At 68.7% G+C, this 12,838-nt stretch carries 10 protein-coding genes; 7 read left to right on the forward strand and 3 right to left on the reverse strand.

Annotation, left to right across the window (positions count from 1 at the left end):
* The first annotated feature begins 15 nt into the window (after positions 1 to 15).
* Positions 16 to 564, forward strand: coding sequence for a DUF4410 domain-containing protein (locus tag KIH07_RS08955; protein WP_226491637.1), 549 nt, complete (start codon positions 16 to 18; stop codon positions 562 to 564).
* Between the two features lie 37 nt (positions 565 to 601).
* Here the strand turns inward: KIH07_RS08955 and KIH07_RS08960 are convergent, their stop codons facing one another.
* Together KIH07_RS08960 and KIH07_RS08965 are read right to left on the reverse strand one after the other, a co-directional pair.
* The gene (locus KIH07_RS08960) at positions 602 to 1,582 is read right to left on the reverse strand and encodes a Bug family tripartite tricarboxylate transporter substrate binding protein (RefSeq protein WP_226491638.1); all 981 of its coding nucleotides are present in this window, start codon (positions 1,580 to 1,582) and stop codon (positions 602 to 604) included.
* Between the two features lie 38 nt (positions 1,583 to 1,620).
* Entirely contained in the window at positions 1,621 to 2,652 is a 1,032-nt protein-coding gene (locus tag KIH07_RS08965; protein ID WP_226491639.1) for a CDP-6-deoxy-delta-3,4-glucoseen reductase, read from the reverse strand.
* 83 nt (positions 2,653 to 2,735) lie between these two features.
* Between KIH07_RS08965 and KIH07_RS08970 the strand changes: the two genes are divergently transcribed.
* Positions 2,736 to 3,656, forward strand: coding sequence for an SDR family oxidoreductase (locus tag KIH07_RS08970; RefSeq protein ID WP_226491640.1), 921 nt, complete (start codon positions 2,736 to 2,738; stop codon positions 3,654 to 3,656).
* Between the two features lie 25 nt (positions 3,657 to 3,681).
* On the opposite strand, the gene KIH07_RS08975 is transcribed toward KIH07_RS08970, so the two are convergent.
* Positions 3,682 to 4,650, reverse strand: a complete 969-nt coding sequence (locus KIH07_RS08975; protein WP_226491641.1) for a calcium/sodium antiporter — start codon at positions 4,648 to 4,650, stop codon at positions 3,682 to 3,684.
* 38 nt (positions 4,651 to 4,688) lie between these two features.
* Here KIH07_RS08975 and KIH07_RS08980 point away from each other — a divergent pair, with 38 nt between their 5' ends.
* The 5 genes from KIH07_RS08980 to KIH07_RS09000 all read left to right on the forward strand — a co-directional run bounded on the left by KIH07_RS08980 (position 4,689) and on the right by KIH07_RS09000 (position 12,838).
* Positions 4,689 to 5,423: a glycoside hydrolase family protein gene (locus tag KIH07_RS08980; protein WP_226491642.1), complete on the forward strand. Its 735-nt coding sequence runs from the start codon at positions 4,689 to 4,691 to the stop codon at positions 5,421 to 5,423.
* A 417-nt stretch (positions 5,424 to 5,840) separates the two neighbouring features.
* Positions 5,841 to 8,162, forward strand: coding sequence for a hypothetical protein (locus KIH07_RS08985; protein WP_226491643.1), 2,322 nt, complete (start codon positions 5,841 to 5,843; stop codon positions 8,160 to 8,162).
* A 1-nt stretch (position 8,163) separates the two neighbouring features.
* Positions 8,164 to 9,939, forward strand: a complete 1,776-nt coding sequence (locus KIH07_RS08990) for a hypothetical protein (protein WP_226491644.1) — start codon at positions 8,164 to 8,166, stop codon at positions 9,937 to 9,939.
* Positions 9,936 to 10,604, forward strand: coding sequence for a hypothetical protein (locus KIH07_RS08995; protein WP_226491645.1), 669 nt, complete (start codon positions 9,936 to 9,938; stop codon positions 10,602 to 10,604). Before KIH07_RS08990 ends, KIH07_RS08995 begins: the two co-directional genes overlap by 4 nt.
* Before the next feature lie 50 nt (positions 10,605 to 10,654).
* On the forward strand, positions 10,655 to 12,838 hold the full coding sequence (locus KIH07_RS09000) for a hypothetical protein (RefSeq protein WP_226491646.1): 2,184 nt from the start codon (positions 10,655 to 10,657) through the stop codon (positions 12,836 to 12,838).

Here is a 12,838-nt window from a genome sequence, read left to right on the forward strand (position 1 = left end):
TTCAGGAAACTATTGATGTCTCTTTCGACCATTCGTGCCGCTGCTTTGCTTTTGACGGCGGTGGCGCTGACCGCCTGTGGCTCCAGCCCCGAGAAATCCGCGGCACCGGAACTGCCCGGCAAATACACGCAGGCCTATGTTTCGACGGTCTCGGTCACCTTGCTGGACAAGGACCCGGACAACAACCGTGTGCAGGACAAACAGACTTTTGAAAAGAAGCTGCCCGGTGTGATCCAGGCGGCTCTGAAAGAGAGCGGCCTGGAGGTGTTGAGCGAACAACCCGGTCAGCGCGAAGGCGTGGTCGTGGTTCAGGCCAAGGTCAGCTACGACCCGGGGAACCAGGCTTTGCGCTGGGTGGGCGGCATTGTGGGCGCGGGCAAGGCCTCGGCCGATTTTTCCCTTGAAGCCATCGATGCCCGCACGGGCCAGGTGGTTGCGACGAAACAGGAAAGCGACACCAAACGCGGTGGCGCATTCGGTGGCAACTTCTACGAAGACGCGGCCGAAAAGCTGGGGGACGTGACCGAAGAGCTGGCCGAGACGCTGGCGCTCATCAAGCGCTGAGAGCGGCGCGGGCCGGCCCCCGTTGCCCGGCCCAGTCTCAGTCGACCTTCGCGCCGCTGAGTTGGACCATGCGCTGGTACTTGGTGCGCTCGCGGGTCATGAATTCGCCGAAGGCCTCGGGCGTGCTGGGCGCGGGCTCGGCCATCAGGCTTGCGAAGCGGGTCTTCACCTCGGAAGACTTCAAGGCCTCGCCGAAGGCCATGTTGAGCTTGCGCACCATCTCGGCCGGCGTGCCGGCGGGCACGACCAGGCCCCACCAGGTGTCGATCTCGAAACCCTTCAGCGTCTCTGCCACGGTGGGGACGTCGGGCATCACCGCGCTGCGCTGACCGGTGGTCACGGCCAGGGCCTTGAGCTTGCCCGAGCGGATGTTGGCCGCGGCGGTGGCGAGGTTGTCGAAGTTGAAATCGACCTGACCCGAGAGCAGGCCCAGTTGTGCGGGGTTGCCGCCGTTGTAGGGGATGTGCACGGCGAACACGCCGGCCTGGTTCTTGAACAGCTCGCCCGCGAGGTGGCCGGCGCTGCCGTTGCCGCCCGAGCCATAGTTGAGCTTGCCTGGGTTGGCCTTGCCGTAGGCGATCAGATCGGCCAGGCTGTGGATGCGCAGGCGCGCGGCGGCGTCGGCGTTCATCACCAGCACGTTGGGCACGCGCAGCATCTGCGTGACGGGCGCGAAGTCCTTGGCTGGGTCGTAGGGCAGCTTGCTGAACAGCCAGGGGTTGATGCCGTGCGAGGCGGTGGTCGCGATGCCCAGCGTGAGGCCATCGGGCGCGGCCTTGGCCACGGCGCTCACGCCGATGTTGCCGCCCGCACCCGGCTTGTTTTCCACGATCACGGTGCCCAGCGATCCCTTGACGGCATCGGCCAGGATGCGCGCCGTCACGTCGATCGGGCCGCCGGGGGCGAAGGGCACGATGATGCGCGTGGTGCCGCCGGCTTGGGCCTGAGCCAGCGTGGGCAAGGCCAGCGCCGAGGTGGCCAGGGCCATGGAGGTGATGAGGCGACGGCGGTTCAGCATGGTGGCGTGGTCTCCAGTCGGGGTGGGTGGACGGGCGGTCACACTTTGTCCGCGGCGCTGGTGAACGCGTCGGCGAAGAAGGCTTCTTCGGGCAGTCCGGCCCGCGCCACGTAGTCGCGCTTGGCCGACTCCACCACGATGGGCGCGCCGCAGGCATAGACCTGGTGGCCCGAGAGATCGGGGAAGTCCTGCAGCACGGCCTGGTGCACGAAGCCGGTGCGCCCGCTCCAGCCGTCTTCGGGCAGGGCATCGGAGACCACCGGCACGTAGCGCAGGTTCGGCATGCTGGCCAGCTGCGCCTCGATCCAGGCGCTCTGGTACAGATCGGCCGGGCGGCGGCCGCCCCAGTACAGGGTGGCGGGGCGCGTGATGCCCTTGAATTGCATGTGCTCGATGATGGCCTTGATGGGGGCGAAACCGGTGCCCGAGGCCAGCAGGATCAGCGGCAGCTCGCTGTCTTCGCGCAGGAAGAAGCCGCCGTAGGGGCCCTCGATGCGCAGGATGTCCTTTTCCTTCATGGTGCTGAACACGTGGTCGGTGAACTTGCCGCCCGGCATGTGGCGCAGGTGCAGTTCGAGGCCGGGCTGCGTGGCCTGGGTGTGGGGCGCGTTGGCCATGGAATAGCTGCGGCGCTCGCCGTCGCGCAGCAGGAATTCCACGTACTGGCCCGCGTGGTACTGGAAGGTGTCACTGGCGGGCAGCTGCAGGCGCATCACGATCACATCGGGCGAGACGCGCTCCAGCGCGTTCACGCGCACCGGCATCTTCTTGATGGGGAAGGCACCGGCCTCGGTCACCTGGCGCGATTCGAGCACCACGTCGTTCTGTGCCACGCCGCAGCAGGTCAACACGTAGCCGGCGGCCTCTTCCTCGGCGCTCAGGGCCTTGGCCTGGTGCGCGCCATGGACCACCTTGCCGCTGACCAGCTTGCATTTGCAGGAGCCGCAGGCGCCGTCCTTGCAGCCGTAGGGCAGACCGATGCCCTGACGGATGCCGGCGGCGAGGATGGTTTCTTCGGGGAGGGATTCGAACGCGCGTCCACTGGGCTGGACGGTGATGGTGAATGTCATACTGGCAGATCTGGGTGAGGTGGCGCACAAGCGGGCGCCACAGCGCGCCAGCAAACAAAGATTGTCGCAAATTCGGAACTCGCATGAGCCTCATCGGCGCTTTGCCCGCACGCTTCCGGCGTGAACGGGTCTTGATCATTGGCTGCGGCGACGTGGGGCTGCGCGCCGCGCGTGCGCTGGGCGGCGGTCGGCGGGCGCGCCTGTTCGCCCTCAGTTCCACGCCCGGGCGCCAGGCGGCGTTGCGGGCGCAGGGCATCACGCCCTTGTCGGGCGATCTGGACGACGCGCGCAGCCTGAGCCGCCTGGCCGGGCTGGGCACGCGGGTGCTGCATCTGGCCCCGCCGCCCTCGGGCGAACTGGCCGACTGGCGGCTGGACCCGCGCACCCGCGCCCTGGTGCGGGCGCTGGCGCAACGCTCCTTGCCCGCCGCGCTGGTGTATGGCTCGACCAGCGGGGTCTATGGCGACCGGCAGGGCCGCTGGGTGAGCGAAGCCACCCCCGCCCAGCCGCTCACGCCGCGCGCCTGGCGCCGGGTGGACGCCGAAGCCGCGGTGCACTGGCTGGGCCGCGCCACCGGCGTGCGCACCACGGCGCTGCGCATCCCCGGCATCTACGCGCCCGACCGCGAAGGCGGCACGCCGCGCGAGCGCCTGCTGCGCGGCACGCCGGTGCTGCGGGCCGAGGACGACGTGCACACCAACCACATCCACGCCGACGACCTGGCGCGCGCCTGCGTGCTGGCGCTCTGGCGCGGGCGGCCGCAGCGCAACGTCAACGTCTGCGACGACACCGAACTGAAGATGGGCGACTACTTCGATCTCGCGGCCGATCTCTACGGCCTGCCCCGGCCGCCCCGCGTGGCGCGCGATGCGGCGGGCGACCAGCTGCCGCTGGTGCTGCTGAGCTTCATGAGCGAGTCGCGCCGCCTGCACAACCAGCGCATGAAGACCGAGCTGGGCCTGCGTTTGCGGTACCCCACGGTGGCCGAGGGGCTGCGCGGCTGAAGTGCCTTGGTGGGGTCGTGGACGGTCACGGACCCATGGACCGCAGCACCACAACGGTGTAGATCAGATACACCGTCAGCAGCACCCCGGCTTCCACGCGGTTGATGCGCCCCGGGCCCCGAAAGCCCCAGCCCATCGCAAACAGCAGCACCGTGAGACCGGCCATCACGGGCAGGTCGCGGGTGAACACTTCGGTGTCCACGTCGATCGGTGCAATCACACCGGCCAGTCCCACCACGGCCAGGGTGTTGAACAGGCAGGAACCCAGGATGTTGCCCAGGGCAATGTCGTCTTCCCCTTTGCGGGCCGCCGTCACGCAGGCCGCCAGCTCGGGCAGCGAGGTGCCCACGGCCACCACCGTCAGGCCAATCACGAGGTCGCTCACGCCCAGCGACTGCGCGATGTCCACCGCGCCCCACACCAGTATGCGCGAGCTGCCCACCAGCACCAGCAACCCCACCACAAGCAGCAGCAGCGCGCGCCGCAAGGGCAGGGCGTGCGCGCGCAGCTCGGTGGCCGTCTCCCTGGCCAGCGTGTCGCCCTTGTTGCGGCGGGCCTCGACGATGGACCAGCTCACCAGTCCGGCGAACACCAGCAGCAGCACGGCCGCGTCGAGCCGCGACAACACCCCGTTCCACACCAGGAGGGCGGTGAGCGCGGTCACCGCCATCAGGATCGGCAGCTCCTTGCGCAGGACCACCGACTGCACCAGCACCGGTGCGAGCAGTGCCGTGACGCCCAGGATCAGCGCCATGTTGACGATGTTGGAGCCCCAGGCATTGCCCAGCGCCAGCCCGGGGTTGCCCTGGGCCGCCGCCAGGACCGACACCACCATCTCGGGCGCCGAAGTCCCAAAACCGACCACCAGCATGCCCACCAGCAGCGGCGGGACCGCGAAATGTTGGGCGGTGGCCGAGGCCCCGGCCACGAAACGATCGGCGCTCCAGACCAGCAGCAACAGACCGGCAAGGATGGCAAGCGATGGCAGCAGCATGGCGGGTCGGTCGGGCGTTGTTGGACAATGCCCGGATTGTGTCAGCTGACCCACGCCCCGATCATGAAGAGCCCAGCACCCCGGCGGCCCGCCCACCGGGCTTCTGGGACTCGCCCCTGCGTTCGCGGCTGGCGCTCACCGCGGGCGCCGTCGTGCTCATGCTGCTGTTGCTGTGGTGGTGGCGTCCCCTGCTGCTGATTCCCGGCACGCAGCCGCTGGTCATGTCCGGTGGCGACCCCTACCTGCGTGCCCTGATGCGCACCATCTCCGCGAGCGAGTCCAACGTGCTGCGGCCCTACCACGTGCTGCATGGAAACGATTACGTGTGGACGCTGGATGTGCACCCCAACCGCTGCGAATCCATCGGCCGGGGCCCCAACCGCGGCAACTGCTCCACCGCGGCCGGCCGCTACCAGTTGCTCTACAGCACCTGGCTGGAACTGGCGGCCCGCCACCACCCGCAGCGCACCGACGACCCGATGGACGCGACCGGCCTGAGCTTTGCACCCGTGTACCAGGACGAGGTGGTGCACGCCTGGCTGTCCGACCCGCGCTGGGGCAACCTGTCGGCGCAACTGCGCGCGGGTCGGGTGCAGCCGGTGCTGCGTCGCCTCTCGGGCACCTGGACCAGCCTCGGCTATGGCATTGAGAACAACAGCATGAGCCGCGAGCTGCCGGGCATCTACCGGCAGTTGCTCAAGGAAGAACTGGCACAGGCCGCGGAAGACGAAGAGGTACCCGCGCCGAAAAACAAGAAGGCCGCGCAGCGTTGACTGTGCGGCCTTGTCCGTGGTGCCCGGGGCCGGAACCGAAACAAGGCATGGCTTGACGCCGAGCCATCGCTGGCCATGGCGGGTGAAACATGGGGTGGCTCCAGGCACGGCGAGGGTGCCACACATCCGCCAAACGGGGGATGCGTCTCCAGCGGGCAGAGCCGCAAGTGCCCCCGATTTTCCTGCGCTCGGCGCACCCGTTTTCCGCAGTGGAAAAGAGGTGGCTGAACAGCCTCCGCACCCCGTTCGCTCCTGAGATGCGCGGCCGCGCGGCATCCCCTGTTTTAGGGTTGTGAGGCGCATGGGCGGCTCGTAGCATCCGCCCACCTTCCAAGTCTCCATGCCTCATCGGCCTCGCCCTGAACGGTCGGGCACAGATCAGGTCCAGATGCGGAGCCCTCAATTGGAGCTGTTGCCATGCCCATCCATCGCCTTGTTGAACTGCAGCGCGCTGCGATGGCTCCGCAACTGGCGACCGCGGCCACACGCCGGTCGGTGCGTGTGATGCCGGCTGCCGCCGGTAACCCGGTGTCACCCGCGCTGGACGCCACGGTGGCCACGGTGATTGCACCAAGGCAGGCGGACGCCGGCGCGCTGCGCGCCGTGCGGCTCGATCCGGGCGTGGCGCGCATGCGCCTGGACCGCCTCCGTCCGGAGCTGTTCGACCCGGTCAAACCGCTCGGCTTTGAGCGCAAGGACTCGCCGCACGCCATCAGCCCGGTGGCCCAACCGAGCGACGCCACGCTGTTCGAAGACGCGCACAGCGACGTGCGTTATTTTCTGCCGCGCTACCGGCTGCGCACCACGGCCCCGGGCCGCTACGACGTGAACGTGGTAGCCGACCCGCAGGCCAGCGGCCTGTGGGTGGTGAGTCTGGGTCTGGAGGCCTACCCGGCTCCCGAACTGGGCGATGCCGCGCGCACGGCCCAGACGCTGCCGCACCCGCTCGACGCGGCGCTGAGCTACCGTCTGCCCGGCTCCACGATCGAGCGGCGGCTGCCCGCCACCGAGCTGCTCAGCGATGCGCGCGGACCGGTGGTGATCTTTCGTCTGGGCCTGGCCGAGCGCGACGAACTGCTTGGTGCTTTCATGGCCCAGAGCGCCGGCGCCAGCCTGTCGGTCATGCGCCCGTACACCGTGGCGGTGCCGCTGGCGGCACCCGCGCCCACACCCGGCCCTGTGCCCGGGCGGCGCCCGCCAGTGGCCGTGCCCGTGCCACCGGGCATGCCGCGACCCAGGTTTCCGGTGGCGGACACGCTGCCCAGGCACAGCCTCAACCTGGCGGCCAACCGGCAACTGATGCTCAAGCGCCGCTTCGAGATCGACCCGCGGTTGGTGGCCGGGACCGGCATCGCCGCCGCCCCCGCGGCGGCCGTGCCGCAGCGCTACCGTGCCCTGACGCAGAGCCCGGCGGTGACCATGCCCTTGTGGTTCGACAGCGCGCTGCACGCCTACGTCTACCCCGGCGGCAGCCCCAGCGCCGGCAGCGCCGTGGCCAGCCTGCAGATGCACAGCGTGCCCTACAGCGCGCCCGGTCGCAGCGCCCGCCACCACAGCTATCTGCAAAGCAGCAGCCAGCCCACACGTTTTTATTTTTTGCCCGACGCGTTTCGCCTGGCGCGTACCGAACACCCGCCTTTCAAACCCGCGCTGGCCTTCGTGGTGGACCAGTCGCCCAGCACCGACCCGGGCGCGACGCAGACCGCGGTGGAGCTGATCGCCGACGTGCGCCCCGTGACCGACGGCAAGCGCCTGCTGGCCGCGCGCGAAGCCCTGAAAAGCAAGCTGCCCACCACCGGCGTGGCCCCGGGCGAGATTTCGTTGGAACCGTTGCTCGCCCCCTCGGTGCTGCGCCTGGGCCTGCCGCGCGGTGGGCGCATGCAGACGATCGAGGTGGCGGCCCAGGTCGATCTGGCCAACGGTTTTCAGCTGAACGAAAGCTTTGCGCTCGACGATTTTCAGGACGTGTTCGCCGCACTCATGGCGCCGCGATCGGCCGCCCTGCTGCAAGGCCACGTGGCGGTGTCCACCGGCCTGGGGGGCGGTGAAATCCTGGTGCCGGTGGAGCTGAACTTCCGCGCCCTCGAGGGCGAGCTGTTCCAGTACACCGAGACCACCGACAGCGCCACCGGCACGGTGGCGGTCCAGCTGATCAACCAGACCGGTGGCGCACTGCACATACCGGCCCTGCCGGTCTGGCTGAGCCGCGATGGCGCCATGGTGCCCGCGCGCACCGAGGGTCTGGACCTGAGCCAGGCGATCGAACTGCCGGCCGAGGGCGTGCTCGGTTTCCAGGTGCTGCCGGTCGATCCCTGGCCCGATGCGCTGCCCACCGGCCCGCTGGACGCGGTGTTCGACACCTCGGCCATCACCGCCGTGCCCGACCCCGAGGCGCTGTTCGCGCAGACCTTCGACAACAGCGTGGACCAAGAGACCGCGCGCGCCATCACCGTGATGACCGACGCCGAGGTGCTGACCAGCGCGCAGGCGCCCGACAAGGCCATTCGGTTCGTGATCATAGAGTTTCGCGGCAACAAGAGCGTGCGCCTGAGTGACAGCAAGCTCGAAGAAGCGGTGGAGGTGCCGGTGCCCTTGATGGACGTGCTGCTGCGGCGCGACACCGAGGGCCAGTACGAGTACCGCCAGACCGTGGTGTACCGCTCGGGCACGCAGACCAGCTCGGGCTGGCGCAAGACCGACCTGGGCCTGCTTTTCGTGCCTTTTGAAGGCGGAGACTGAGATGTTCGCTGGCCGCCCCGACTGGCACGCCCCCACCCATGTGGCGGGGCGGCCGGCGTATGCGGCTTTTGAACAGCCCGGGCGTTTCATGGTGGCGCCGCAGCGGCTGCGCACCGCTTCGCTGGCGCTGGACATCTATGAACAGGACCGTGGCGACGCCGGTCTTGAAAACTTCTCGCTGCTGCAGCTGGGTTTTGAGGCCGAGTACGGGTTGGAAGCGCTGCGCCAGGCCGCGCTGGAATGGCCGGTGTCGGCCGTCTTGGGCCCGTTGCCGGCCGAAGCCGCGTGGTTGCGGCTGCACGCGGTCCAGGCGCTTTCGCTGCCCCCCGAGGTGACGGCCTTGTTGAGCCTGGACCGGGTTGGCCTGGGCACCATGGGCCTCACGCTGCGCCTCGATGGCGCGGCCACCGAGCTGTTTGTGGGCAGCCTGCAAAGCGGGCTGCTCACGGTGGGCGCGCAGGCCTGGGTGCGGGTGCGCGGCGTGGCCGAGCGCTGGCCGCTGGCCGTGAGCTTCGATCCTGCGGCCTTGCGCGCGGCGCTGCCTGCACTGGAGCTGCCCTTGCCATCGCTGCGCCAGCGCCTGTTGGACGCCCCCGAGAGCCTGGGTTTCGCGGCCTTGCTCGAGGTGCCGCTCTCGAACCGGCCGCAGGCCGCCGACGCGCTGCTCGACCGCCTGGTCGAACGTTTCTGTGCCCTGATGCCCGGCCCGGCCGACGGCCCGGCGGCGGACGTGCGCGTGGTCTTCGATGCGGCCCTGATGCCGGCCGGTCGTGTGTCGTGGGCGCTGGATGAAGTCTTGCTGTGCCCGCGCCTGCTGGTGATGGACGCCGACCCGCTGGCGCCACTGCGCGAACTGCCGCCGGCCTCGTGGCCCGGGCAACTGGTGCGCCGCCACAGCGTGCCGGCCCTGGGCAGCGGCTGGCACAGCCTCACGCTCTTGCCCAACCTGCCGGGCCCGCGCGTGGGCCTGCTGCGCGCGCAAGTGGAGGTGATCGCGCCGCCCCGGCCGCCGGCCCGGCCCTTCAGCAGCCGCGCCTCGGCCACGCTGCCGGCCAACGACGCGCCGGTGCTGGTGAACCTGCGGCTCGCGCCCGACGAGCCGCTGCACTACCAATGGAAGATCAGCAGCTTCGTGCGGCAAGACGGCCACGCGGAGCTGGTGGAGGGCCCGGTCCAGACAGCGAACCGGCGCCACCTGGTCATCGGCGCCGATGCGCTGGGCCTGCGTTTTGTGGGCGTGGAGGCCGAGGCCGCTTTTCTGCGCGAAGCCCGCATCACGCTGAGCTGCCAGGGCCAACGCGCCGGCAAGCCCTGGGCGACGGAAGGCGCCATCGACAGCGCCCACCCGCGGCTCGCACTGGCCCTGCCGCCGGGGGTGACCGACGCCACCCTCAGCGCCACCGCCACCGCCCTGGCCGACGGCCGCACTTGCGCCACGCAGGCGCAGGCGGTGACCGAAAACCTGTACCTGGACGCCTTCAGCTTCGAGGGCAGCGGCGCACGTAGCCTGGCGCTGGAGTGCGACTTCGACGACGCCGCGCCGCAGGTGCTGATCGAGCTCGTGCCCGAAGACCGGGTCGACCAGGCCGGTCGGCGCGCCTTGCTGCGGCTCGCGCCGGCCGCGCCAGCAGCCACCTGGGGCTGGACCGCGCTGTCGCCGTTTCGCAGCGGCTACCGCTGGCGCTGGGCCGGCCAGGCCGAGTGGTCCGCCGCCACCTCACCCACGGTGCCGCTGCAACTTCGCAGCAGCCAGGACCCGACACGGAGCACACCATGAGCCTTGATCTGCACGGTCTTGTACTGACCCCCTTGCCCGAGCCGAACAGCTTCGCCTACCGGCCCGCCCGGCCCACGCTGGCACGCAACGACGACGGATCGGCGCAGTTCAGCTTCATCAAGGCCGGCAGCGTGAGCCTGCTGTCGTTCACCGCGGTGTGGGCGGCCCCGCAAGCCGCGCTCGACCAGGCGCGCGTCGACCTGGCCGCGCAACGGCAGTGCGCGCCCGACAAGATCGATCTGTTGCCCGAACCCCTGATCGCCAGCCCGGCCGAGCTGCGTTTTGGCGACGGCGCCGGCCAGTGGGTCACCGCCATCAGCACCGCCTCGTCGGGCGTGGCGCCGTTCCAGGCCGCCTTCAGTGCCATGTTGAATCCCGAGCAGGCGGACAAGCTGCGCCAGGCCGCGGCCGGTGAGACCGGCTGGGTGGGCGTGGCCTACCGCTTGACGCTCGCGGATGCGCCGGTGCGCAGCAGCACGCTGGACGCCCAGGCCTCGTTTCTGGGCGAGGCCAGCCTGAACCGCGGCGACCCGCAAGACCCCACCGTCGGTCTGCGCACCGAAGCCAGCGCCAGCCTGTCCGCCACCCACAGCAGCAGCCCCGCCGCGCCCGCCCCGGACGAAAGCTTTGGCGACGCCGCGCTGTGGGGCCTGCCCAAACCCTGACCGCTCTTTCAACGCCCTCTTCAACACCCCACCACCCAAGGACTTTCACCATGATGCAACTCGACAACGTTCGCCAACTGCTGGGTTTCCAGGTGCACGGCGACCACCAGAACGACCACACCTTTTACGTCTACCCCAACCGCCCGACCTTTGCGCGCATGGAGAACGGCGGCCTGGCGCTGCGTTTCGTGGAGTACGGCCAACTGCGCGAAGACGGAGGCAAGAAGTTCGGCGGCTTCGTGGCGTTTGATGCCGAGCTCACCGTGCCCGACGACGCCCTGGCCAAGATCACGGTGGAACTGCAGAAAGAGGTGGACGCCAAATACAAGAAGCGCGGCGCGCAGCCGCCCAAGGTGAAGATCGCCCCGATCCTCTGGACCGGCGGCACGGTGGAACTGCTGCTCACCGAAGGCGGCGCGCTGGTGGAGAAGGTGCGCGGCGCGGGCAAGCCTTCGCTCTATGGCCGCAACGTGGCCGCGTTCATGATGGAGCTCTCCGAGCTCGGCACCGCGATCTTCAAGGAAACGCTGAGCACCGGATCGGCCAGCGCCGTGACCGTGGTCTACAAGCTGGACCACTACATCCGCCTGCCCGAGATGAGCGCCTGGGGCACCTGGAACGCCTCCGAGTTCTACAGCTTCTTCCAGGACATCAACACCGAAGACAACTTCTGGAGCGAGGACAGCTACACCGAGGTGGTGAACTCCAGCCGCTACAAGAACGACGTCACCAAGACCCACTTCGAGTTCACCCAGACGCCCAATCTCTCGCCCGAAGAAAACGCCAAGCTCGAAGGCGATGTGCGCGCGCTCATCAACAAGCAGCTCGAAGCGGCGGTGCAGCGCAACATGCTCAAGGAGATCGCCGACGTCGACCCCAACGTGAAGGCCCTGCAAGAGGGCCAGGACATCGAGGACATCCGCCGCACCATCAACAAGAGCCAGATCGCCAACGTGCGCGTGGAGTGGAGCGAGGCCAAGACCATCATCACCAACAAGGCGCCGCAAGGCCAGCTGCCCACGGTGACCTCGCTCAAGGGCGCCGACGGCAAACCGGTGAAGTGGGAGGACTACTACAGCAAGCTCAGCGTCGACGAATTCCTGAAGACGGTGCAGGTGAACATGCGCGTCAACGCCAGCTTCGCCGACCTGCCGATCCACAGCGTGGAAGTGAAGATCAGCTACCCGCACGGCCCCAACGCCAAGACGCAGGAGTTCACCTTCACCAGCCCCGACGCGGTGGCCAAGTTCGAGTGCTTCGTGCACCAGGGCATCCGCAAGTTCAAGTACGCCTACACCGTCAACTACAAGAACAGCGCCTTCGTTTTCAAGAGCCCCGAGGTCGAGACCGACGACACCAACCTCACCATCAACGTCGACGACCTGGGCATCCTGGCGCTTGACATCGCCCCGGGCGACATCAACTTCGGCCAGGTCGACCGCGCGCTGATCACCGTGAGCTACGCCGGCGGGGCGCGGCCTTTCGAGGCCAAGTTCAACATGACCAAGGACAGCAACACCTTCAGTGTGCGCCAGGTCATCGAGCAGCGCCGCAGCGGCCCGGTACAGGTGCAGGTGGTCTACCAGATGGCCGACGGGCGCGAGATCAAGGGCCCGGTGCGCGAGCAGACCGCCAGCCAGCTCTACATCGACGATCCGTTCAGCGCCATGAAGACCATCGGCTTTCGCGCCGTCGGCGACCTGGAAAACGAGGTCGCCAGCATCACGGTCGACGCGGTCTACGAGGACGCGGGCAACAACTACCGCCAGCGTGTCAACAAGAACCTCAACAAGGACAACCCGGCCGACGACTGGACCTTTCCCGTGATCGACGACGCCCTGGGCGAGGTGCGCTACACCGCCACCGTGCTCTTCAAGGACGGCAAGATGAAGGAGCTGCCCGAGACGGTGGCCAAGCGATCCACCATCACCCTGGGCAGCGGCACGGTGGAGTTCCTGACCGTGAGCGTGGTGCCCGACCTGATGGACTGGGACCGGGCCAAGCTGGTCAACGTGGCGCTGTCCTATCAAGACACGGCCAACGGCGTGAACAGCCGCAACGAGTTGCGCTTCAAGTCCGGCGACGCGGAAAAGAGCTGGAAGGTCGCGCTCAAGGACGCGGCCAAGACCGAGTACGAGACCACGGTCACCTATTTCCTCCAGGACGGCAGCAAGAAGGTGGTCGGCCCGACCCGCCAGTCCGATCTGTCGGTGTTCCTTGAAATCCCCGCCTGA

The organism is Hydrogenophaga taeniospiralis (assembly GCF_020510445.1).
Lineage (GTDB): Bacteria > Pseudomonadota > Gammaproteobacteria > Burkholderiales > Burkholderiaceae_C > Hydrogenophaga.